Genomic DNA, 23780 nt, shown 5'->3' with positions numbered 1-23780 from the left:
TTCAATGCTTTATCAGAATACTCAAAATCGCTGCAATCACTTCAGTGTTGGATCCCGCAGGTTGTGACTTTTGTTGTTGAGTTGAGGGGGTAAATTCTCCGAGTAGTGATTCGAACATAGTTAAGCTCAACGAAAAACAGATCATCAGAGTGGTGATGGAGATAAACCAAACTGGGAGAATATTTCTGTTAGTTTCCCGTTTTTGTGTAGCTTCTTCAGAATCGAGTTGATGGTTTCAATAGAAATATTGGCATCACTGGCGAGTATGACACGGTGGGAATAATGTTGATCATAAAAGTCGGAGAAAACGAGTACTTTTTTTAGTTTAGGATCTCTGAATAGTTCGCGGTCTAGGAACGCTTTGCTGACTATGCCAATTTCAGCTTTGCCTCTAACAACTTGTTTGATAATGGCTCCTGAGTGACTGAGTAGACTAATATTAAAGCGTTCCTTAAGGCGTTTGGCATCGCTGTCCCAATCTGCAAACTGATAATGATAGCCAAGCATAGCTGTAATACGCCGTTGCTCGATATTTTTGAAAGCGGTTTTGTTTGTCGTTTTGTTATTTCTAGCAATAAACACTTCTCCGCCTTTTAAAAAAGCCTCGCTTGTCACCACGGGGTAACCGTTCCAGCCCCATTTGGGGTCTTCAAAGAACAGCATTTGGATGCGACCTCGTTCAAAATCGATATAGCGTCGTTTGGGGCTGGTTAGAGTAAGCTTGAAGACATAATCATTTTGTATTTCATTGAAGGCATCGAGTAATAGTGGTGTGAGACCGCCATATGTGCCATTGCTGGTTTCAAAGAAAGGAGGGAATTCGTATGCGCCAACGCTGATGATGGTGGCTGGTTTTGATTCATTAGACAGCGTGATGGGCGCATTAACTGCCAGCAAGATTGCAATAAACCAGTGCTTTAGCATAATGAGTTTCATCCAAGCTCGATCTTTTAAATCTAGCAATAAAACTCATATGAAAAAAGAGGTTATTGCCGTTTTATATTCCAAAGTCCTGCAATGACGATAAATGCGCTGCCAATTAGTGTGCTAATGAGCAGTGTTTCGCCCCAAACGATCCAACCCAAACTTGCCCCATAAATAACTGAGCTATACACATATGGACCGATTTGGCCGGGATTGGCTATACGATAGGCGCGTGTTAGGGCGAGCTGACCCATAGTGGCCACAATACCCATTAAAACGATCCATGGCCAATGATGTGCTTGAGGCCACTGCCAAGCCCAAAACAGAGGAATAACCGATAGTAAAGAGCTGATGGCGGCGAAGTAAAAGACGATGCTTACTGAGCTTTCAGTATTGCCCATTTTACGAATACAGACCTTTGCCGCGCCGGCCAAGAATGCTGCACCCAAGCCAATTAAGGCCACTGGCGTAAAGTTCTCGGTTCCTGGCTTTAGGATAAATACCACGCCGATAAAGCCAATGATAATCGCTACTATATTGCGTCGTGAAATACTTTCGGCCAGCCAAATGCCAGCAATAATAGGCAAGAAAAATGGTGTGGTGAGTTTAACTAGAAAGGCTTCTGCTAAAGGCATATGTGCGATGACATAAAAAAAGCCGTACATGGCGGTAAGGCCCACAGCAGCCCGTAATAGATGTAGATGAATTCTGTGCGTTTTTAGTGAACTGAGGCCGTTGTGATAGAGCAATGGCGCCAGCATAAATAAGCCAAATAGATTGCGGTAGAACACAATAAGCTCGGTAGGTAATTCTTGGCTAAGGTGCTTAATGATAGCACCCATTATGGCGAGCAAGGCTTCTCCGACTAGAATCAAGAGAGCCCCTTGTAATACCTGATTGGGCATAGAAGTCATTTATCTAAAACGGCGCATTATACAGTGTTGAGTTGTTGACCCAAGTCAAAGTCGTGAAAGAACTTGTTCCATTGGTTACTTGAAAAAAACTAGTCAGCCACCATTACTTAGCCATAAGCAAATTGAACGTATGAGGCATCGCTCATGAGAATGGAAAAGTTTACCAGTAGCTTACAGCAAGCTTTGTCTGATGCTCAGTCCCTAGCGTTGGGCAAAGACCATAATCAAATTGAAACAGCACACCTGCTTTTAGCTTTGTTGGAGCAGGCACCAGGTGGCATTCGTCCTTTATTGCAAGGTTTAGGGGTTCAAGCTGGTTCGTTGCGTCAGAAATTGGAAGGGGTATTGGGTAACTTACCTGTCGTTAGTAGCCCTGATGGAAATCTAAGTGTTTCTTCAGAACTTGGTCGAGTACTGAACCTTACGGATCGTTTGGCGCAAAAGCGAGGTGATCAATATATTTCAAGTGATCTTGTGTTATTGGCCGCTCTTGAAGAGAAAGGTGACACAGGTAAAGCGTTGAACGACTTGGGCCTAAATAAAGAAAAAGTAGAGCGGGCTATTGATACTGTGCGCCAAGGTGAATCGGTTGATGACCCTAACGCAGAAGATAATCGTCAGGCACTCGATAAGTTTACCGTTGATCTAACAGCAAGAGCTGAAGAGGGTAAGCTTGATCCGGTGATTGGTCGTGATGATGAGATTCGCCGCACTATTCAAGTACTACAGCGTCGCACAAAGAATAACCCAGTTTTAATTGGAGCGCCTGGTGTTGGTAAAACCGCCATTATTGAAGGCTTAGCGCAGCGTATTGTGGATGGAGAGGTGCCAGAAGGTTTGCGTAACAAGCGCATTTTGTCTTTGGATATGGGCTCCCTGTTAGCAGGGGCTAAATTCCGAGGAGATTTTGAAGAGCGGCTGAAAAATGTTTTGAAAGAAGTCAGTAAACAAGAAGGTAATATCGTCTTGTTCATTGATGAGATTCATACAATGGTAGGCGCTGGTAAAACTGACGGCGCTCTTGATGCTGGCAACATGTTGAAGCCAGCTTTAAGTCGCGGCGAACTGCATTGCGTTGGTGCTACTACGCTTGATGAGTACCGTGAATATATTGAAAAAGACGCAGCACTTGAGCGTCGTTTCCAAAAAGTGTTGGTAGACGAGCCATCAGAAGAAGATACTGTGGCCATATTACGAGGCTTGAAAGAGCGCTACGAGGTACATCATGGTGTGCAAATTACTGATGGAGCCATTATTGCAGCGGCCAAGTTATCAACGCGTTACATTACCGATCGTCAATTGCCGGATAAAGCCATTGACCTGATTGATGAGGCCGCGTCCATTATTCGAATGGAAATAGACAGTAAGCCCCAAGAAATGGATCGCTTAGAGCGTCGTTTGATTCAACTGAAAATTGAACGAGAAGCGCTTAATAAGGAAAGTGATGAAGGCAGTAAAAAACGCCTGAATGAGATCAACGGTGAGATTAACAAGTTAGGCCGAGAGTATGTCGAACTAGAAGACGTTTGGAAGCAAGAAAAGTTGTCTCTTGAAGGTAGTAAGCAGGCAAAAGAGGCACTGGAAGAAGCCAAGGTTGAAATGGAGCAAGCTCGACGGGCAGGTGATCTTCAGCGGATGTCGGAACTTCAATACGGCAAAATTCCAGAATTGGAAAAGCAGATTGAAGCGGCCGAAAAAGCTGAAAAAGGCAGCAATGAATTTAAACTATTGCGCAACCGCGTTACCGATGAAGAAATCGCGGAAGTGGTTTCGAAGTGGACTGGTGTGCCGGTGGCAAAAATGCTTGAAGGCGAGCGCGAAAAGCTTTTACGTATGGAGCAGGAGCTACACAAACATGTTGTCGGGCAAGACGATGCGATTACGGCTGTATCTAATGCAGTGCGTCGTAGCCGTGCGGGTTTAAGCGACCCACGTAAGCCCAATGGTAGTTTTCTTTTTCTTGGTCCAACAGGTGTTGGTAAGACGGAGCTTTGCAAAGCATTGGCTACCTTTATGTTCGATTCTCAAGACGCCATGGTGCGTATTGATATGTCGGAATTTATGGAAAAGCATAGCGTTGCACGTTTAATTGGTGCGCCTCCGGGGTATGTGGGTTACGAAGAAGGCGGTTACTTAACTGAGCATGTTCGTCGTAAACCGTATAGCGTTATCTTGCTCGATGAAGTCGAAAAAGCGCACCCTGATGTGTTTAATATTTTGCTTCAGGTCCTAGATGATGGGCAGTTAACAGACGGTCAAGGTCGCACCGTTGATTTTAAAAATACGGTATTGGTTATGACCTCTAACCTTGGTAGTGATGTTATTCAAACCATGAGTCACCACAATCAAGGGGAAGAGCAAACGGATACAGAATACGAAGAAATGAAATCGGCAGTGATGGAAATTGTGGGTGGTCATTTCCGTCCTGAATTCATCAATCGTATTGATGAGGTAGTTGTATTCCATCCACTACAAAAATCGCAGATCCAAGGCATTGCACAAATCCAGTTGCAAGAGCTTGAGAAGCGCTTAAAAGAGCGTGAGCTAAGTTTGCAATTGAGTGATGAAGCAATCAATCGCTTGGTTGAGGTTGGATATGATCCGGTATACGGGGCTCGTCCACTGAAGCGCAGTATTCAACGTTGGATCGAAAATCCGTTGGCGCAAGATATTCTGTCTGGTAAGTTCGTGCCCGGTGATCGTATCGTTGCAGAAGTAAGCGGTGATCAATTGTCGTTTACGGTGGCGCAAACGGTTCACTGATCAGTGTATTAATGCTGTTTACAGTTACATGTCGTTAAAAGCAAAAAAAGCCAGTGCTCATATGCGCTGGCTTTTTTTATTCGTGAAATATCTAATGTATTAGCCTTACTTGTACAAAATATCAGCTATAACTTAATAGAAAGGTTTGTTTCATTTAGGTGTGTCATGACCATACGTACCCGATTTCTTGTCTTACTTATCTCAGCGGTTGTATTGCCTGTACTGATTGTTTCTATCATGGCAACGCTGCAAGCGCGTGATAGTGCAATCGAAGCATTTCAGGATCAGAGTACTAGTGAGATTGCTAAGATTGACCAAATGTTCAATATGTATCTCGATGGTTTAGCCGCAGATGTGGAGTTTTTGGCCGATACTGAGCAGCTAAGAGCATTGGACTCATCGACTGCAAAATACACCATGGCAAATGCACCCAAAATGAATGCGTTGGCGGGTTCTTCCGCCGAGGCTGAAGCGTTTAAATTGCTCGAAGACTTTGGAACGAATCAAGAGGGGCTTGCTTACGTATATCTTGGCTTGGATGATTCTGGCTATGTACAGTGGCCGCAGGAAAGTTTAAGCGAATACGATCCTGTGAAGCGTCCTTGGTATCAACAGTCGCGCGAGAGCAATGGTGAGACAAATCGCACCGAAGCCTACAAGGACTTTCTGACAGGTGATCCCATACTTGGCTATACCCATGGTTTTACGACCTCTAGCGGCTTGAAAGGTGTAATGGCATTGGATGTAAGCTTGGGGCGTTTAACGCAAATTGTAAATTCCGTGCGCTTCGGTAAAGAAGGTTATTTGATTCTAATTGAAGATACAGGAAATATTTTGGCCGATGCGGCGAACCCTGATAATAACTTTAAAAAGCCCGAAGATGTGGGTGATCAGTACGTTAAGATGGCTAACTCTGAGGGATTAGCGCAAATCGAACTAAATGGTCGTGAGTGGTTTGCTAGGAGTTTTGTTTCGGATCATACCGGCTGGAAATTTATTGGTTTGAAGCCTGCTAGTGAAGTGTTCGCCGCATCTAGTCGACTCGAAGCATCAATTGCTCTAGTAAGTGTGGTGCTAGTAGCGATATTCATTGCGGTAGGTTTTTGGATGACATCGATCATCAGTCGACCCATACAACGTGTGACAGAAAATATGGAAGAGGTGGCACAAGGGGAAGGGGACTTAACCAAACGAATGCGTATCAAATCGCAAGATGAAACCGGTAAAATGGCAGGAGCCTTCAATCAGTTTATAGAAATCGTCCACCAGCTGGTGAAAGAAATTAAAAGTGGTGCAGTAGATATTAAAGAGCAGGCCGAAAGAGCTGATGTCCTATCTGACAGGGTTGGGCAAAGCGCAGATCATCAAGTGCGGTCAATAGAGCAAGTTACCACCGCTTTCGATGAAATGGTCGCTACGTCCAACGAAGTGGCTAAAAGCTGCAGTGAAACGGCGCAAGCGGCAGACGAAAGCGAACGCTATGTCGAACAGGGTCAGCGCTATATTGATAGTACAGCGTCGTCGGTGCATAGCCTCGAGGAAGTTCTTGCCGACTCCAATCAAGCTATGGAGACCTTGGTAGAGCAAAGCGGAAATATTACTAGTATTTTGGACACGATTCGTGGGATTGCAGAACAGACGAATTTGTTGGCATTAAACGCTGCGATTGAGGCAGCTCGTGCTGGTGAGCAAGGACGTGGCTTTGCCGTCGTAGCAGACGAAGTACGCACATTGGCTGGTAAAACAGCTGAGTCAACGGAAGAGATAGACAATCTACTATCAACTCTGACTACACAAACAGAAAATGTGGCGAATAAGCTGGCAAGCAGTACAAACCACTCGCGCAGTACAGTGGAAGCAACTGAGCAAACCCGTGAAGTGTTTGGTTCTATTCAAGCATCAGTTTCTCGTATCCGTGACATGACTACGCAAATCGCGGCCGCTGCTGAAGAGCAATATCAGGTGGGTGAAGAAATTCAGAAGAATATCATTGCTATCAACCAAGAGGCTTCAAACAATAATGAGAGCGCGGAAGAATTGCGAGACAACTCAAAATCTCTGGGTGGAGTGGCCAAGGAATTAACGTCTCTCGTCGAGCGGTTTAAGGTGTGAGTACAAGGGTAGTTGACTTTTCATGCCAATATGATTTGATTTGGCTATGGAAAGGCCTAATTTATCTCTAGATTTACACCCCAAAATCGCTGTTCAACCTGTGAGAGCGCTAATCAATTATGCAGAGCGGCATGGATTGAAACGAAGCCAGTTGCTTGAGCAAGGTAGTCTCTCTGAGTCCCAGCTTAATGACAGTCGCTTACTCATTGACGTGATGCGTTTTGAAGCCTTGATGCATTTTGTTTCTGGGCAGATTTGTGATGAGCATTTGGGGTTTCATTTGGGGCAACAGTTTGAACCTGATCGTTGGGGGATATTAGGTTTGATTGCGCTGACTTGCCCCAACGTAATGGCGGCTTTAGACGCGCAATATCGTTTCCAGTCTTTATCCGGAAACATGGGGGCACCCATGTTAAGTGCTGATGAGTCGAAAAGTATACTGCAATGGGTCCCTGCCTATGATTGCAGTCACAATGTATCTGAAATGATAATTGCTGGGTTGGTAAGCCTCACTCGTGTATTAATTAATCAGCCAGATTACTCACCCATAAAAGTCACGTTTACTCATTCGGTCGCTGGGAATGTTGCAGAATATAGCGAGTATTTCGGTTGTCCGGTGGAATTTTCCTCGCAATCGAATTCTCTAGAAATCGATAATGGGTTGCTGCAAAGTCCTTTGCGCCATGGAGATGGAGAGACATATCAAATCTTAATGCAGCACGCCAAATCATTGTTGACTCAGCAAAGCTTTAGCTCCCCGCTAGAGGTCATCAAGGATTTTTTATTGAAAACTCTGCCCGATCATGTGCCTGATATTGAAGAGGTTGCTGAATACATGGGTATGAGTGTGCGTAGCACTCAGCGTAAGCTCAGCGAATTTGGCACTAGCTACAGTCAAGTACTGGATGGTATTCGAAAGGAATTAGCCATGACCTATTTAAAGCAAACTCAGAATCCGATGATCTTCATTAGTGAGCGTTTGGGGTTCAGTGAGCAAAGTGCATTTCAACGGGCATTTAAACGCTGGACTGGGGTGACGCCCAAACAATTTCGAACCATGCGCCACTGATAGCTTTTAATTAATTGACTTTACATGCCAATACGCTGACCTGAGCTGTCAGTACACGGTCAAGCCACTTGTCTAGACTTAAGTAATATCAGATAGGTTCGAGGTTTGGCTGCATTTTATGCCTGAAATTCAATATGACAGCGCCCAGCATTGGATGCTTAATGCCGTTCTCGCATTAATGATTTTAGGTCTCGCGTTGGATCTACATCCGAGGGACTTTACCCCTATTCTGAAAAAGCCAAAGGCTCCTCTATTGGGTTTGTTGGCTCAATTTCTTCTTTTGCCTGCATTTACATGTCTACTTACGTTATTGCTTGATCTACCTGCCGGAATAGAGCTAGGCATGATTTTAGTGGCGGCCTGCCCTGGCGGTGCATTATCAAACTTTATTACGCATTTGGGTGGCGGTAACGCTAGAAGTGGGTATGCAAAATTCATCGTTGGCAATAGCCATTGTTTTTACACAGTTTGGTGGTGAATACGGTATGGCGCTCATTAGTGCGTTTTGGGGTACGTGGCATATTGTTTCAGGGCTAGGTTTTGCAGTGATAGCGCGTCGATATTTACAGGAAAAATAAATATGAGAAAAATTTTAGTGACAGGCGCAGCGGGCGATATAGGCACACGTTTAGTTCAAGCGTTGTCGTCAAGAGGAGATGTGGATCTATATACCACGGCTCTTAAAGACCTTCCTTACATTGTGGATTCTACTCATCGAAACTTTGATATTCGTAATCCACAGTTTTTACAGTGGATAAAGCAAGTAGAGCCAGATGTTGTTGTACATTTGGCAAGTGTGATTCGTTTGCCTGATAGTATGAGTGAAAGCGAAGCGTTTGAGATTGATGTGACGGCTACAGAGCAGTTATTGTCAACTTGCGTAGAAATTGGGGTTGATAAATTCATCGTCACTTCAAGTGGTGCCGCCTATGGTTACTGGCAGGATAATCCTGAGTGGATTCAAGAGGCTGATCCTGTGCGTGGTAACGACGATTACTTTTACTCTCGCCATAAGCGCTTGGTTGAAAATCTTTTGGCCGAATACCGTGAGCGCCATCCTCAACTAAAACAGGTCATCCTTCGTCCCGGTACCGTGCTAGGCCCGAATTTTGAAAACCCCATTACTAATATGTTTGAGAAAAAACGTATTCTGGGTATTCGTGGAAGCTTGTCTCCATTTGTCATTATTTGGGTGGATGATTTAGTTGAATACCTTATAGAAGCCTGCGTCACTGAAGTCGAAGGTGTATTCAATGTTGCAGGCGATGGTGTATTGACCATGCCAGAGATAGCGAAACGCTTAAACAAGCCTTATTTATCAATTCCTGCGATTGTTGTGAAGTCGTTGCTGGTGATTTTGAAACCTTTAGGGTTGTCTCAGTACGGCCCCGAGCAAGTTAAGTTTATTCAGTATCGTCCGGTACTATCGAACAATAAAATTAAGTCAACGTTTGAATATAAGCCAAGAAAAACCACTTCAGAAGCTTTCGAAGCTTTTCTGGCGCAAAGCAATAAGGAGTATCAACAATCATGATGTCTAAACTTTTCACGTTTTTGATAATGATTCTTTGCGCGTTGTCTGTAAAGGCTGCAAAGATAACGGTTGTTGATGAACAGCAGCAACCTTTGGCTTTGGTGATGGTATCGGCGACACCGGTTTCCGGTTATACCCTTGATCGTTCAGATAGTGGTTATCCACCTGTTGGTCAGACACATCGATCTAACCCAACCTATACTGGATTCACATCGGAATTGGGACTAATCGATTCGGATGGTTTTTCAGGCGAGCAACTTATTCGTTACAGATTGCGCAAGCCTGGTTTTAAAGACCTCACCATTGAGAAGCCTGCAAATGTAAATTTCTCTTTAGTGTTAGAGAAAGAGACTGATCTGATTGCGCTAGCTGCTTCACGACCAGCCAATACTTGGTTGCATGCATTGGATATGGAGGAAGATTTAAAGAAGCACTACATAATGCAGTGCGGGTTTTGTCACCAGCAAGGTAGTATGTATTTACGTCGTGATCGCAGTGTTCAAAGCTGGGAGGAAACCATCTATCGCATGGTTAATTACGGCGCGCGTCTAGCGGATGATGCTCAGGTCATTTTGCCTGAGTTATTGCATAAGGAGTATGGAAAGCTCAATGCCAATCCAGAGCTTATTCCTGCAGGAACAAAGTGGGAGCAATATTTAAGCAAAGCAAATATTACGAATTGGCCCATTGGCGATAGCTTTTCGCAAATGCATGACCTATTGCATCACTCCAGTGGATTAGTTTATGTCGGCGATAATCTTCAGGATCGCATGTACGAAATTAACCCAAAAACCGGGGAGTATCAGGTATATAAACTGCCGAGAGAAGAGTGGGATCAGTACGGCGGTTTACTCGGAGCGCGTCTGAAAGAATTTCCAAAGCATGAGACCTTTGCAGGGATTCACAGTTTTGCTGAAAGTCCAATCGATGGCAATGTTTTTATCACAGCTTCTTATCAGCAGCGCATAATCGAATTTAATCCGCGCACTAAAGAATGGACCAATCATCATATGGATGATGGTTATTATCCGCACACGCTGCGTATCGACGATGATAATAACGTATGGTTTACCTTGGCGTTGTCGAATCAAGTGGGCAAGTTTGATCGCAGTAAGCAGGAATTTACGATTATTGATTTACCTAACCGTAGCTTCCGTGAATCCATAACCGTAACGTTTATGGGTGTGCTACTAAAATTGATGAGCTGGGGTTTACCAGTTGCAAATTGGGCTCCTGTGGATCGTGATAGTACCGGGGTGCCTTTGCCTTATGGTTTGGATATCGCACCAGATGGAGCGGTTTGGTTTGCCCGTTTACACGCCGATAGTATTGGTAAAATTGATCCGCAAACAAATGAATTGACAATGTATGAAACACCGTTCCATGGTCCGAGACGTTTGCGTGTCGACGCTGATGGCGGTATTTGGATCGCTGCGTTTCCAGAGTCTCAGATTGTTCGCTTTGACTCGGATAAAGAAATATTTGAGTTTTTTGATATACCTGTAAACCCTATTGGTAGTGAAACGCCGTATTCATTAAACATTGATAAACAGCGAAAAATTGTTTGGGTTAACGGTAATACATCCGATGCTTTGTATGCGTATCAATATTCAACACAGCAGTGGCAGCATTACCCAATGTCTAAGCGAGTAACCTTCACTCGTGATGTGGAAATTGCAGGTGATGGTACGGTATACACAACCAATTCTAGTTTCCCAAGCTGGCATATTGAGGATGCACAACCCAGCTTGATTGTATTGGAACCTGTCGGTTTTTCGGATTCTAAATAATGCCAGTATCTGTATTTTATGTGTCTTGCTTCTTAGCCTTCGTAGCAGGACACATTCTTAATTATTCCGCTATCTTCTACAGTCTGGAGTTGTTCGAGTCTTCTCTGATTGCAGGTGTCGCGTACGGACTTTGTTTTGGTCCACCGATTGTTTTTGGTTGGGTGGCTGGCGCCTATATTGATCGATACAGTGCTAAACGAGTACTACTGCTAGCGCAAAACTTTTTTATTTTTGGTGCTGCCTTAATGTTTTGGGTGGTTATCAATCCAGAGCAGAAATTGGTTTGGTTGTTTTTATTAGCCTCTGGCTTTATCGGTGTGGCATGGGCATTTGTTGCACCGTCACGTTTTGCTTATCTCTTTCAATTTGCAAAAGGGCATGAAGAAGTGTTGGCAAAATCAACGGTGATTTTGAATCTATTGGTTATGCTTGGTTTTGGTTTGGCACCCATTCTACTGACCCAGATTCGCGATGCTATGGGTTGGCCTTGGGTGTTAACTATCGTGTTTGTCGCATTTGTCGTTTCTTCGCTTTTAATTGTTAAGGGGCCAAATCAACATAAGCGTTTACATCACCAAAATTTGCGCCAAGAATGGCGGGATTGTTTTCAGCAGTTGTTCACTCAGCCTCTGCTAATACAATTATTGTTAGCTGCAATTATCGGTTATCTAATGATGGGGCCAATGCAGGTGATTTTGCCGCAGATTGCAGAGCAAAACTTAGGTCTAACTAAGGTACAAACAGGTAATTATTTAGGTTTGATTGCGGTTTCTTTAATTATGGGTGGTCTTTTAGCTATCGCTTTACGTTCAAGGTTGCCTATTGGGAAGGCTATAGTGATTCTACTTTTTGTTTGTGGTTTTAGTATCGGGCTGTTGGGCGTTGTCGAGCAGCTTTGGTTAAGCTGTTTCATTCTCGTGCTCGGGACGACAAGTGCAGGGATTGTTGTCAGCTTTATTGTGGCGTCCATTCAAAGCCAGGCAGTGCAGCAACTGCGTGGTCGCGTGATGAGTATGTACACGATTATTAGTCAGGTGGTTTCCGCTGCATCAGGAATGATGGCGGGTGCGATTGCAGCGTTTATGGGCCCAAGTATGAGTCTTTATGTGATCAGTGTTTTGTTTGTTACCTGCACGCTAACTATATGGGTAGGAGCGAAATCTATGAAAGCATTTTGCTCATTGCATACAGGATGATTAAAATTTGAAATTACCCACAATCTGGTTGAGTTTATCTGCGTCTTTTGAAAGGCCGGCACATTCATTATTGATAGTCTGGCTTTGCTGGGCAGTATCATCTGACATATTTTTAATGTTTAAAATATGACTGTTAAGTTCGTTTACTACAGAGCTTTGTTGCTCTGTGGCGGTTGCCACTTGAGTGCTCAAGTCACTGATATTGATAATTGCTTGCGTGATTTGCTGTAGAGATTCGCCGGCGCGTCCAGCGTACTCTACAGAGTTCTTGCCGGTATCTAGGCCGGATTCTATTGCACCAACCGCGTTTTGTGCCCCACCTTGAAGCTTATCAATCATCTTATTGATTTCTTCTGTGGATTCTTGTGTGCGCTGCGCTAGAGTCCTTACTTCATCTGCTACTACGGCAAAACCTCGGCCTTGCTCTCCTGCGCGCGCTGCTTCTATGGCGGCGTTCAGCGCCAATAAATTCGTTTGTTCACTGATACCTCGAATCACCTCTAGTACGCTGCTTATGTTACCAACATCGGCGGCCAATTCTTCTACTGCTGAAGAAGCTTCTTGGACTTTTTCGAATAGGTTGTTGATGCCTGCTACGGCTTTGTTGACCACTACTTGACCTTCCTCGCTTTCCTGAGTAGCCATTTTTGCTGCATTGGCAGTATCGTTTGCATTTCTTGCGATCTCTTCAACGGTAGATCCCATCTCATTGATGGCAGCAGCGACCATGTCAACGCTTTGCTGTTGCTCCTCTGTATTGGAGCGTGTTGTTTCTGCAGCGCCTAATAAGTCTTTGGAGCGATTGTTAACACTTTGTGCGTTGGAGGCGACAGCGCGAATTAAATTGGCCAGTTGGTCAATGAATAGATTGAATGAGTTAGCGAGCTTACCCACTTCGTCATTGCCATTGACGGGCATTTTCTTTGTTAAATCGGCGTCGCCTGATGCGATGATGCGCAGCATTTCAGCGGCTCTATGGACAGGTTTAGAGACGCCAATTGCAATCCATAGACCTAGGCCAATAAGAATGATTGCGACGACTGCATTAACAACGACGAGTTCAATAGAGGTCTGGTTGATCGGGCCATATAAATCGCTCTCAGGCACTTTAGCTACGACAAACCAATTGAGACTGGGAATAAATTTCGCAGCCATAATGTTATCGCTTTTGCCCGAGCTGTCCATGACCGTGGAGTCGTCTTTTTGCAGAAGCTTTTGACTGACCTTATCACCTATCTGTTTGTCTAGAGGTGTACCTGTTGCGACTTCAAGGTCTGGGTGTATGAGAATGTTGCCTTTGGGGTCGGTGATCATGACTAAACCATTTTCACCGATTTTATAATTCCGAACCATTTTGGCGACTTCGTTGAAGTCGATACCAATACCAGCTAGTGAGTCTCCGGAAAGAGTGCGTGCGTTAATGAATAGTGCGAGTTTTTTTAGGCTGTCATCAATATCGATATTTAGGGTGTAGGGTGTATTGTCGTTTTTGAAAGCAAAAAACCATGGATCTCCGCTTTGATCGACGAATCGATCTAATCCATTGTGCGTGTAATATTTGTTGCTTTTGCCTGAGACAAGATAGGCTGTGATGGCATTATTTTGGTTTTTCATGGAGGCCAGATATTCTTGAATTTCGCCTAGGCGATCCTCTGGCTCGCCTTGTTCTTGAAAAGTCCTCAAGAAAGTATTTTGTGCCATGGCTTTGGAAATGGCCAGTGGCGTATTGATTTCTTTGGCGATGGCATTGCTTACCGCATTTAGTGAGGCTGGAATTTCCTCAACTTCTATGCGCCCAATGACCATTTCTCGCATGGCGTTATTGCTAATCCAAGTGGAGATGATCACGCTGAGCAGTAAAGCTGCAGCGATGGCCAATGATAATTTGTGACGAATGGCTAGGTTGTTCCACATAATGGCTTCTCACGTTGCTACTCCTTTAAGGTTAGTCTGCGTCTGTGAGAATGCCACGTATGTGTTGGATTGGTGGTTATGCCGCTTGCTGGTTTCGTAAGTTAAAGCGATTCAGCCCCTGTATAATGGCTTTTAGTGGAGCGTGAGAACTGTCCGTATCGGTTGCACATGCCACTACCTTTTGACCGTCGATATTGAGTTGCATCATTGCCAGAGCGCTTGCGTCAGAATGTTCGCCTAGGGTAACCATGTCATAGTACTGCACATCTATGGTGTGTCCCCATTCGGTTTTTACCGCGTGGCAGAATGCGTCAATGCTGCCGTTGCCAAGGCCTTGGATGATTGTATCTATATTGTCGTGTTTTACCGTGCAGTATATGGCGTCTTGTTGGTTCGCATTATTACTATGATCGCTATGTTCAAATTTTACGGAACGCAACTGTACTCCAGCGGTTTCCGCCAAGAAGTGTTGGTTGAAGATGGAGTGAATGTTTTCACCATTTACTTCCTTGTTGTTCTCTTCGCAGTGCTTTTGTACGGCTTGGCTTAATTCAATTTGCATCCAGCGTGGAAGACGAATGCCATATTGGCTCTCCAAAATATACGCAACGCCACCTTTACCGCTTTGGCTGTTGACGCGAATAACGGATTGGTAATCACGACCAATGTCTTTGGGGTCGATCGGCAAATAGGCGACATCCCAATATTCGTCGTCTGCTTGCTGATTAAGGCATTTACGGATAGCGTCTTGGTGAGAGCCGCTAAATGCAGTGTAAACCAAGTCTCCAACCCAGGGATGTCGAGCGTGAGTAGGGATGGCAGTGCATTGCTCTACCGTTTGTGTGATGCGGTGTGCATCTGTTAAATCAACCTCAGGATCAATGCCTTGGCTGTATAGATTCATCGCCATGGTAACAAGATCCATGTTTCCAGTGCGCTCTCCGTTACCCATTAGTGTGCCCTCGACACGGTCAGCGCCAGCCATCACCGCTAATTCAGCGGCGGCCACAGCGCAACCTCTATCGTTGTGCGTGTGCACACTGACTATGATCGACTCTCGCTGATTCACATGCTCACAAAATGTCTCGATTTGATCGGCGAACACGTTAGGGGTGGCACATTCTACTGTGGCCGGTAAATTGATGATCACCGGTTTATTAGGTGTGGGCTGCCAGACATTGATCACGGCATTGCAGACATTGATCGCGAATTCAACTTCGGTGCTAGAGAAGCTCTCAGGGCTATACTGAAATTGCCAGTCTGTCTCTGGGTGTTTTAGTGCTTCATTTGCCACTTTTTTTGCGCCAGCGATGGCGATGTCTATGATACCTTGTTTGTCTAAGTTGAAAACTTTTTCACGTTGTACTGGAGATGTCGAATTGTAGACGTGCACGATCGCGCGAGGTGCGCCTTTCAGCGACTCGTAAGTGCGCTCAATCAAATGGTCTCTCGCTTGGGTCAATACTTGGATAGTGACATCGCTAGGAATTTGGTTTTCTTCAATTAACCAGCGAACAAAGTCATAGTCAGGTTGGCTGGCGCTAGGGAAGCCAACTTCAATGTGTTTGAAGCCCATATCCACTAGCAACTGCCACAAAATTTGTTTTTGGCCGAGATTCATAGGCTCCATCAGAGCTTGGTTACCATCGCGTAAATCAACAGCACACCAAAGCGGTGCTTTTTCTATTTGGTTGTTTGGCCATTGACGGTGGGGGCGATTGATTGTCGGAAAGCGGCGATATTTCTGATGGTTCATGCGGCTACTACCTATGTGTATTTTCAAGTGTCGCGACGTAATGAAAAAGAGGGCGCTTGTGGCGCCCTCTTTGATAGATCTGGGCTTGTGGCCCTCTCTATTCATTGGTGATTAGTATATGTGGTTTTCTTTGGTTAATGTTTGCGAATATTGTTTTAATTATTGTTATATGTGCAATATTTATCTAAAATTATTTGAATTATTGGTGGAATAAACTATTTAGGTGTAAATTGTTGAAATTAGACCGTATAGATCGTCGGATTTTGGACGAAATTCAGCGTCATGGTGATATCAGCAACCTAGAGTTGGCTGACAAGGTGGGCTTGTCACCCAGTCCATGCTCTCGGCGTGTTAAAGCTTTGCAAGAGGCTGGGCTGATCTTGCGCACGGTTACGCTTTTAGATGCCAAGGCTTTGGGCTTGAGTCTCACTGCGATGATATCCATAAGTATGGATAGGCATACACCCGATCGCTTTGAGGCGTTTGAATCTGCAGTCTCCAGTTATGAGGAGGTTTTAGAATGTTATCTGATTACAGGTCAGAGTGCTGATTACGTGTTGAAGGTAGTGGTGAAAGACATGGAGGCCTATCAGCAGTTCTTGTTGGGCAAGCTAACGAAACTAAAAGGTGTTTCGGGTGTGCATTCGAGCTTTGTTATGCGCAAAGTGATTGACCGTACTGAGTTGCCAGTAAATGTCTATTAATTAATCAATGCTTGCCGTATTTGAATGAGGCTTCACACTTTCTTTGGATCGATTTGTGATAATATCTCGCGGTTACCACAATAATTTTTATAAACGTGTGAGCTATGTTCGCCAATTTTGCCGCAAAACGTCATTTAACCGGTCCTCTTAGGGCCGTAAGTCCAGTTGAAACAGATGAAGAGATCGATTGGCAGTCGATTTCTAAGCCTCGTCGTAGTTCTCGAGTACGTCGCGCAATTCCGCAGCCAAGTGCGAGCAATGAAAAGTTATCTCAGTACGTGAAGCATTGCTTTAAACGCCAGCTTGATGTGAAAGACGTAGGCTGGAAGGAAGCTTTGCAGCTCGCTTGGGTCGAAAGCGTTTCGTTGCTAATCCCTCTTTTATATATGGTTACTGTTTTAGCGCTGCTTTCCCTTGCAATATGGTTTTTTGCCGAACCCGTTATGACTCATGTGATCGAAGAGCGTTTGTGGGAAGCTACTGTTTGGACTTGCGGGGCAGTTGCCATGTTAGGTTTGTTGTACGTGTTACTGGCTCCCTTGTTTGGTGGTTTTCAGAGATATCACGGTCGAGTCTTAGAGTATCATGAAGCGCCAGCGTTATTTGATTTGGTTAACGTTATGAGTGAGCGGCTTCAAGTAAAAGCACCTCGTAGGATAGAGATTAATAATGAGACGGCTATGCGGGTAGACGCATATGCAGGGATCAACAGTATCTATCGTGATGAATATAAAATCATCATCGGCGCGCCATTGCTAATGAGCATGTCACTTCCTGAATTGACAGCGATGCTGGCTCATGAGTTAAGTCACTTTCAGAATAAGCATAAGAAAATAGCGTTCTACCTTATACATCATGTGAGTGAATGGTTGTATTACCGAGCAAAGGGAAGGGATAAGCGTCATCAAAAATTACTGAAGCGCATGCAGAGTGAAAAGCTAGCCAAATATGAATACGCTGAGCTTTGGGTTTGGCAAAGGCTGCATCTATTTCAACAGACAATGTTTGCAGGTATGTTTGCGTTGCACCGCCGACTTACATCTTGGAAGTGTCGACAAATTGAGTTGGAAACTGATGCCCTGGCCGTTCAGTTTTCTGGTTCTAAAGCCTTTATCGCCATGCTAAATAAATTGCGGTTGATCCAATATTCACAAAGTGCTGTATCGAAGCAGAATGACTGGGCGTGGAAGGAAGGCTTTCTGTTAGACGATTATGCCTCCGCAGTGGCGTTGGAAGTAAAAAAAGCCACAAAGTTGCAATTCGAAGAGGTGAAGGAAAATCGCAAAAAAGAGTGTACTCGTTTTTGTCCTGACGATTTAACGCGCATGACTCAGGCCCAGGCTATGAAGGTAGACTCTGAGATAAAAGCAAATGTATCGGCTCATCATCTAGTCGAACAGGGTAAAAAACTATCAAAGGAATTGACCGTTTTAGACTACGAAAGTACGGGAATAGAATCTCCAGAGCGCTTTTGCATATCGTTTGAAAAGATTCGTCAAATTAAAACTACAAAAGAACAACTGCGCAGACAAGCGCAGACTTTTTTTGATGGGCGTATTTACAATCGCGTCATTCGGTTTGAGCCAACTGAAGAGCGGGATGTATCTAATTTCGATGTGCAAACGAGTATCGATTATATAAGGCGTTACCGAGTCGAAGATCATCGCGCGAACGCAGCTGCGAATAATTTGCTGAAACGAATTAATGAAGCCAATGTGGTAGAGCGCTTACGCGCGTCTGGTTTACCGATAAAGAAATTCTTAGGGAATAAAGCGGGTAGTAAAAAGCAGGGTGCCCAGTACTTGCAATACATGCGTGATCAGTATCGTCAGTCTTTGTACCATTTGGAAGCCATGGACCAGGTGTTTTATCAGCGAGTTCATGCAGGGAAGATGTATCTGGATTCTAAATCTCGTGCACAAATTGATTGGTCATTCCACAGTTTAGAGTTGTATTCTCAGATGCGCCGCAGTGTGGCCAATCTAGAGGAAGCCTATTTACCTCTCAACTTTATTGTAAATGGACTGCAAGATGGAGTGACAACACGCATATTGCAGGCAGGGGTGGTTGAGAAACAGTATTTATGGACGTGTATCCGTAACGTGCGGAAGGAGTTCAAAGTTCGGCCGATTAAGGTGCAGTTAAATAATCGTCGAGTTCATATCTTGGGCTATTTGGATTTTAAGTTGGGGGCTTTGCCTACGGCATCATCTGATATGACCTTGGAGGAAATGGCTGAATATGCCAGCGAATTGATTCAGTTGTTGCGGTTCCAATACCATAAATGGCAAGATCAAATTGCGGCGATTATGGCTCGCTTTGAACATCAAAACGATGTTGCGCCTATTAATCTTATGAAGTCGCGTAAATAATTTATAAAGGAAGTTTTTTAGTTCATGCGTTTTTTATTTGTGTTGGTATTCCTGGCTATTGTTAGTGGCTGTTCTTCCGTTTCCTATATGGATCAAATGACAAGTTTGGATCGTGCGCAACCGCATGATGAGTATCAGTATGAAGACCTTCCTTTAGGAATGCAGGATGATCCCGGTATCACTGAGAAAGTAATTAATATTGATGGTAGTCGAAGTTTTTATCAGGCCTATGCTTTGCCACCACGTCGTGGCACTCTGATTCTGCAGTTGAGAACCTATTTATTGAGTGGCTCCGGCCAGCATGCTGGTTATTTTTATCCGGTGATTGAGTTACAGGATCGCAACAAAGAAACCTATGAAATTATCAAGCCGCAGTTGCGATTCACCCAGCTGAGTTCGGAGGGCCGTTATGCTGCGGTTCCTCTTACTTTGAGTGAGAAGGCCGCGTATCTTGTGATTCGAACAGAGCCAAAGCTTTATGGTCAAGAGGCTTCTTACTCGACCAAGCATAGTGGTGCTTCTTGGAGTTATAGTGTGAGCCCATTCAATGAAGTTGAACCGGCAGAATACTTGCCCGCTGGCAAGTTAGAGTTGCTTACTCCTGAGAAAGGTTTTAGCCAGCCATTTGAGAGAATGAAAGGTCCTTTTTGGCAGCTCGGCTATGCTCGGAGTAAGGAAGTGCTGGTAGAGGCGGGCGACTTCACACCAAACTTGAGTCTTGGTGCTGGTCCAGAGCTTGATTATGGTTATGCACTTCCTGTTTATGGCCGTCCATCTAGCACGATTCGAGCATCATTGGGCGGTAGCTATTACCAGTTGAGCGATAGTGGTACGCATCGCCAGATATATGCAAAGGCGGAGTTGCTTTGGGTGGAATCCAACCAGGTAAGTAGTTTGGGTTTTGGTATCACGTCACGTTTTGCTCACGAATATGAAACGCCAGATGTGACCTATGAGTTTGAATCTACATTTGGGCCAAAACTGTTTGTGGAGATTCGAGGAGAGATGGGTGCGGCAATTGGTGCTCATATCAGTTGGTTGGAATACGAAGATCAGTTTGGCAATGAGACCTCGGCGACACAGACTGGTTTCTATTTTACTAAGCTTTATTAAGAAGTGCAGTTAAGCTTGTAAAATAGAAAAAGGTAATAGGCACAAGAGGTATTATCGGTGGGTTGCGGAGTATGTCGCTCAACATACTCCGTCATCCCCGACACGCCTTGATCGGGGATCCATTGCATTCTTTTTTGCAATGCTTTTTCAGTATTAATAGTCTTCAGCCACACCATCTTGTGGCTTAATACCTAAAACGTCACTGCTGGTATTATCAAGCACGTGTTCCAGTGTGCTGCCTAGAATAACACTTTGAAAGTCGGCTTCCGCTAATAAGCCAATTAATACAACGTCGGCATCGGTTTCTTGCGTTAGCTGGATGATGACTTCCTCTGCTTCTCCCTCGCGGATGTGTATTAAATCGTTTGCGATATTGTATTTTTCAGCTAATTCGCGGCTTGCCTCTTCATGTTGTTCAAGCACATATTGTTGTAAGTCTTCGGGAATGGGGGTGTCCGGAAGACTCGCCAGCGCCATGCTCATGATTGGGTAGCTATTAACGAGATGCACTTTGTACAAGTTGTCCTTGTTGAGTAATTCAGAGAATTCAAAAATATGCTCGTTAATTTGCTTGTGCGCGTCGTCCATTGATGTGGCATCCACGGCTGCAATGATATTGCGTGATTCCCATGCGTGTTTGTTTTTTACAAGTAGAACTGGAGCTGGGCAGTGTTTTAGTAGGTTCCAGTCTTGGTGCTGCATGACACGATCTACAATGCTGTGATGTCGAGCTGCTGCCTTTATGACGAGGTCAAAGCTGGTTTGTTTGCTGTTTTCTATAACAGCTTGATAAGCATGGTTACACCAGCATATTGATAGTGGAATGTCCTTTGGTGCATAGGCATCTTTAAGGACCGTCTTAGCCCACGAATGCGAGCGCTCTAAGAGCATTTCTTTTAATTTATGACGCATATCTAGGTCATTGAGTGAGCCTTCCTCACATGCGTGATTATAAACATAGGAGGTGACATGCAGCTTTGCATCCTGTTCTTTGCACAGCTGTAAGGCTCGCTGAATGGCTATTTGGTTGTCGAGCTCTTGATCCAGTAGCAGTAGCACGTTTTTAATGGCGAGCATGTTGCACCTCCTGTCTTTATTTCTTTCAGTCTAGTCCTTTATTGCTTTTTCAACTTGTTTTATATCAATCATGCCTTGTTATTTTAAGCTATTGGCCATGATTGGGCAGAATGGCTAAGAAGGCTTTTCCCGCGGAGCCTAGGGTTTTTCCTTTGCGCTGAAGAACGCCAAGATTTCTGTAGGGATGGATGCCAAGGTTTAGTCTGATTAGGTCTTTATCCTGAGCCATATGATCGGGCAGTACGGCCCAGCCCAAGCCAACGCTGGCCATCATTTTGATGGTTTCCATATAGCTTGACATCATACTAATGGTTTCACGATAACGGCTAGGGAGAGCTGCTTGCAGGCTTAGCTTTTCTTTTTTAAATGCTGCTTCGATGATTTCAAAGGTAACTGTATTGGGTTCTGGCAAAATTGCCTCGTGTTGAGTCAGATCCTTCAAATGGATGTTCTTTTGCTTTGACAGTGGGTGAGTATGAGAGCAGACAAAAGTTAGTGGGTCTCGCCATATAGCCTGCATATCAAGCTTGGGATCTTGCTCTAGGGGTAAGGTCGCAAACGCTATATCCAGCTCGCCATTCGCTAGGGCTTCACATGCAGCTTCGGATCCTAGGAATTGCATAGCGAGTTTGACCTGCGGGTAGGTGCTGTGGAACTTGCGTAAAATATGAGGCAAATGATGTAGCCCTATATGATGACTTGTTCCGATACGTAATGTACCACTAACGTCACCACTGAGGCTCGCTAGTTCAGTTTTGATTTCTAAAAGCTCGCTGACAATATGCTTGGCTTTTGGCATGAGCGCTTCACCCGCAGGTGTGAGGGTGGCTTTGCGTGGCAGGCGATCGAACAATTGGCAGTCTAGAGTGTCCTCTAACATGGCGATACGCTTGCTGACCGCAGGTTGTGTTAAATGAAGGCGGTGAGCGGCTTGGCTGAATGACTCAGTCTCTGCGACGGCAATGAAAGCTTGTAACGATTGTGTGTCCATATTGGCTCTTGTGATTCCAAAAAGGAATGCAATTTATAAAAAATATGAATTTGTGTTATTTGTAAGCTAAACGTAAACTTGCGTCAAATATTATAAATCGTGATGAGAGAAGCGATATGGGTAAAACCTTATACGACAAGTTGTGGGATCAGCATTTGGTGAAAGAGCGTGAGGACGGCACTGCGCTTATCTATATTGATCGTCAATTGCTGCACGAAGTGACATCTCCTCAGGCATTTGAAGGTCTGCGTTTGGCGAGTCGTAAGCCATGGCGTATTGATGCCAACATCGCGACGCCGGATCACAATGTTCCGACAACGGCAAAAGAGCGCTTGTCGGGTATCGAAGGTATTCAAGATCCTGTATCGAAAATCCAGGTAAAGACGTTGGATGATAACTGCGATGAGTTCAATATTCTTGAATTTAAAATGCAGGATAAGCGTCAAGGTATCGTGCATGTGGTTGGTCCAGAGCAGGGCGCCACGTTGCCGGGTATGACCGTAGTGTGTGGTGATAGCCATACATCCACTCATGGTGCGTTTGCAGCATTAGCCCATGGTATCGGCACATCTGAGGTTGAACACGTATTGGCAACTCAATGTTTGATTCAGCGCAAAATGAAAAACCTATTGATCAAGATTGATGGCAAATTGGGTGCGGGTATTACAGGTAAAGATGTTGTATTGCATGTGATTGGTGTAATCGGTACGGCTGGTGGTACTGGCTATGCGATGGAATTTGGTGGCTCAGCCATGAAAGAGCTAAGCATGGAAGCCCGCATGACCATGTGCAACATGGCAATTGAGGCTGGCGCTCGTGCAGGTATGGTGGCATTTGATCAGATCACTGCAGACTATGTTAAGGGTCGCGCGTATGCCCCTAAAGGTGATCAGTGGGAACAAGCGTTAGCAGCATGGAAAGATCTAAAGTCTGACGATGACGCGCAGTTCGATAAAGTAGTTGAAATAAAAGCTGAAGACATCAAGCCACAGGTGACTTGGGGTACTTCTCCTGAGATGGTGACCACAGTAGACGGCTTTGTGCCGACTCCTGAAGATGCTAAAGATGACGTGGAGCGCTCTGCGTTTGCCCGTGCGTATGAGTACATGGGTCTAGAAGCGGGCCAAGCCATCACTGATATCCAGTTGGATCGAGTGTTTATTGGCTCTTGTACTAATAGTCGTATTGAAGATTTACGTGCCGCTGCAGCGGTAGCGAAAGGCAATAAAGTGGCGCCGTCTTTGAAGCAGGCGCTTGTTGTTCCTGGTTCTGGTTTAGTGAAAGAACAAGCCGAGCAAGAAGGTTTGGATAAAATTTTCGTGGAAGCCGGTTTTGAATGGCGTGAGCCAGGTTGTTCAATGTGTCTTGCCATGAACGCGGATAAGTTAGGTAGCGGTGAGCACTGTGCGTCGACGTCAAACCGTAACTTCGAAGGTCGTCAAGGGTACGGTGGTCGTACGCATTTGGTGAGTCCTGCGATGGCGGCTGCAGCGGCGATCGCTGGTCATTTTGTTGATGTTCGTGAATTTAACCTAGACGCTTAATTGGGGA

The 23780-nt window shown here is 44.7% G+C and carries 17 protein-coding genes; 11 read left to right on the top strand and 6 right to left on the bottom strand.

Annotation, left to right across the window (positions count from 1 at the left end; all coding sequences use genetic code 11):
* Positions 1-144 precede the first annotated feature (144 nt).
* On the bottom strand, positions 145-963 hold the full coding sequence (locus HF888_RS09035; RefSeq protein WP_040297541.1) for a type 2 periplasmic-binding domain-containing protein: 819 nt from the start codon (positions 961-963) through the stop codon (positions 145-147).
* Positions 964-986: 23 nt separating this feature from the next.
* Entirely contained in the window at positions 987-1829 is an 843-nt protein-coding gene (locus tag HF888_RS09030; RefSeq protein ID WP_007016995.1) for a DMT family transporter, read from the bottom strand.
* Between the two features lie 153 nt (positions 1830-1982).
* Between HF888_RS09030 and clpB the strand changes: the two genes are divergently transcribed.
* The 7 genes from clpB to HF888_RS08995 all read left to right on the top strand — a co-directional run bounded on the left by clpB (position 1983) and on the right by HF888_RS08995 (position 12302).
* Complete coding sequence (clpB, locus tag HF888_RS09025) at positions 1983-4601, top strand: ATP-dependent chaperone ClpB (RefSeq protein ID WP_040297540.1); 2619 nt, start codon at positions 1983-1985, stop codon at positions 4599-4601.
* Between the two features lie 165 nt (positions 4602-4766).
* A complete protein-coding gene (locus tag HF888_RS09020) occupies positions 4767-6713 on the top strand; it encodes a methyl-accepting chemotaxis protein (protein WP_007016993.1) in 1947 nt (648 codons plus the stop codon).
* A 46-nt stretch (positions 6714-6759) separates the two neighbouring features.
* Positions 6760-7782 (top strand): AraC family transcriptional regulator, encoded by a 1023-nt coding sequence (locus HF888_RS09015; protein WP_007016992.1) that lies wholly within the window; start codon positions 6760-6762, stop codon positions 7780-7782.
* Between the two features lie 118 nt (positions 7783-7900).
* Positions 7901-8260 carry an AEC family transporter gene (locus HF888_RS09010; protein WP_007016991.1) on the top strand — a complete coding sequence of 120 codons (360 nt, stop codon included), beginning with the start codon at positions 7901-7903 and terminating at the stop codon, positions 8258-8260.
* A gap of 102 nt (positions 8261-8362) precedes the next feature.
* Positions 8363-9316: an NAD-dependent epimerase/dehydratase family protein gene (locus HF888_RS09005; protein WP_007016989.1), complete on the top strand. Its 954-nt coding sequence runs from the start codon at positions 8363-8365 to the stop codon at positions 9314-9316.
* The gene (locus tag HF888_RS09000) at positions 9313-11106 is read left to right on the top strand and encodes a Vgb family protein (protein WP_007016987.1); all 1794 of its coding nucleotides are present in this window, start codon (positions 9313-9315) and stop codon (positions 11104-11106) included. Before HF888_RS09005 ends, HF888_RS09000 begins: the two co-directional genes overlap by 4 nt.
* Positions 11106-12302 carry an MFS transporter gene (locus HF888_RS08995; protein WP_007016986.1) on the top strand — a complete coding sequence of 399 codons (1197 nt, stop codon included), beginning with the start codon at positions 11106-11108 and terminating at the stop codon, positions 12300-12302. The genes HF888_RS09000 and HF888_RS08995 overlap by 1 nt, the downstream gene beginning before the upstream one ends.
* Here the strand turns inward: HF888_RS08995 and HF888_RS08990 are convergent, their stop codons facing one another.
* A complete protein-coding gene (locus HF888_RS08990; RefSeq protein ID WP_007016985.1) occupies positions 12303-14216 on the bottom strand; it encodes a methyl-accepting chemotaxis protein in 1914 nt (637 codons plus the stop codon).
* 76 nt (positions 14217-14292) lie between these two features.
* Positions 14293-15972, bottom strand: a complete 1680-nt coding sequence (gene leuA / locus HF888_RS08985; RefSeq protein ID WP_007016984.1) for a 2-isopropylmalate synthase — start codon at positions 15970-15972, stop codon at positions 14293-14295.
* A gap of 233 nt (positions 15973-16205) precedes the next feature.
* Here leuA and HF888_RS08980 point away from each other — a divergent pair, with 233 nt between their 5' ends.
* The 3 genes from HF888_RS08980 (at position 16206) to HF888_RS08970 (ending at position 20161) form a co-directional block, all read left to right on the top strand.
* On the top strand, positions 16206-16676 hold the full coding sequence (locus tag HF888_RS08980; protein WP_007016983.1) for an Lrp/AsnC family transcriptional regulator: 471 nt from the start codon (positions 16206-16208) through the stop codon (positions 16674-16676).
* Positions 16677-16780: 104 nt separating this feature from the next.
* Entirely contained in the window at positions 16781-19048 is a 2268-nt protein-coding gene (locus HF888_RS08975) for a M48 family metallopeptidase (protein WP_007016982.1), read from the top strand.
* A 24-nt stretch (positions 19049-19072) separates the two neighbouring features.
* Positions 19073-20161, top strand: coding sequence for a hypothetical protein (locus HF888_RS08970; RefSeq protein WP_007016981.1), 1089 nt, complete (start codon positions 19073-19075; stop codon positions 20159-20161).
* Positions 20162-20314: 153 nt separating this feature from the next.
* Here HF888_RS08970 and HF888_RS08965 read toward each other — a convergent pair whose 3' ends face one another.
* Positions 20315-21238, bottom strand: a complete 924-nt coding sequence (locus HF888_RS08965; RefSeq protein WP_007016980.1) for a universal stress protein — start codon at positions 21236-21238, stop codon at positions 20315-20317.
* 88 nt (positions 21239-21326) lie between these two features.
* The gene (locus HF888_RS08960) at positions 21327-22229 is read right to left on the bottom strand and encodes a LysR family transcriptional regulator (RefSeq protein WP_007016979.1); all 903 of its coding nucleotides are present in this window, start codon (positions 22227-22229) and stop codon (positions 21327-21329) included.
* 116 nt (positions 22230-22345) lie between these two features.
* Between HF888_RS08960 and leuC the strand changes: the two genes are divergently transcribed.
* Positions 22346-23773, top strand: a complete 1428-nt coding sequence (gene leuC / locus HF888_RS08955; RefSeq protein ID WP_007016978.1) for a 3-isopropylmalate dehydratase large subunit — start codon at positions 22346-22348, stop codon at positions 23771-23773.
* Positions 23774-23780 lie beyond the last annotated feature (7 nt).

Source organism: Bermanella marisrubri (assembly GCF_012295615.1).
Lineage (GTDB): Bacteria > Pseudomonadota > Gammaproteobacteria > Pseudomonadales > Oceanobacteraceae > Bermanella > Bermanella marisrubri.
Note: the sequence above shows the minus strand (reverse complement) of the source record. Positions and strands in the feature narration are given on the sequence as shown.

What these genes read in the sequence shown, in the direction of transcription:
- HF888_RS09030 (WP_007016995.1), bottom strand. Translation starts at nt 1,829, where the DNA reads ATGCCCAATCAGGTATTACAAGGGGCTCTCTTGATTCTAGTCGGAGAA.
- clpB (WP_040297540.1), top strand. Translation starts at nt 1,983, where the DNA reads ATGAGAATGGAAAAGTTTACCAGTAGCTTACAGCAAGCTTTGTCTGAT.
- HF888_RS09020 (WP_007016993.1), top strand. Translation starts at nt 4,767, where the DNA reads ATGACCATACGTACCCGATTTCTTGTCTTACTTATCTCAGCGGTTGTA.
- HF888_RS09015 (WP_007016992.1), top strand. Translation starts at nt 6,760, where the DNA reads ATGGAAAGGCCTAATTTATCTCTAGATTTACACCCCAAAATCGCTGTT.
- HF888_RS09010 (WP_007016991.1), top strand. Translation starts at nt 7,901, where the DNA reads ATGCCTGAAATTCAATATGACAGCGCCCAGCATTGGATGCTTAATGCC.
- HF888_RS09005 (WP_007016989.1), top strand. Translation starts at nt 8,363, where the DNA reads ATGAGAAAAATTTTAGTGACAGGCGCAGCGGGCGATATAGGCACACGT.
- HF888_RS09000 (WP_007016987.1), top strand. Translation starts at nt 9,313, where the DNA reads ATGATGTCTAAACTTTTCACGTTTTTGATAATGATTCTTTGCGCGTTG.
- HF888_RS08995 (WP_007016986.1), top strand. Translation starts at nt 11,106, where the DNA reads ATGCCAGTATCTGTATTTTATGTGTCTTGCTTCTTAGCCTTCGTAGCA.
- HF888_RS08990 (WP_007016985.1), bottom strand. Translation starts at nt 14,216, where the DNA reads ATGTGGAACAACCTAGCCATTCGTCACAAATTATCATTGGCCATCGCT.
- leuA (WP_007016984.1), bottom strand. Translation starts at nt 15,972, where the DNA reads ATGAACCATCAGAAATATCGCCGCTTTCCGACAATCAATCGCCCCCAC.
- HF888_RS08975 (WP_007016982.1), top strand. Translation starts at nt 16,781, where the DNA reads ATGTTCGCCAATTTTGCCGCAAAACGTCATTTAACCGGTCCTCTTAGG.
- HF888_RS08970 (WP_007016981.1), top strand. Translation starts at nt 19,073, where the DNA reads ATGCGTTTTTTATTTGTGTTGGTATTCCTGGCTATTGTTAGTGGCTGT.
- HF888_RS08965 (WP_007016980.1), bottom strand. Translation starts at nt 21,238, where the DNA reads ATGCTCGCCATTAAAAACGTGCTACTGCTACTGGATCAAGAGCTCGAC.
- HF888_RS08960 (WP_007016979.1), bottom strand. Translation starts at nt 22,229, where the DNA reads ATGGACACACAATCGTTACAAGCTTTCATTGCCGTCGCAGAGACTGAG.
- leuC (WP_007016978.1), top strand. Translation starts at nt 22,346, where the DNA reads ATGGGTAAAACCTTATACGACAAGTTGTGGGATCAGCATTTGGTGAAA.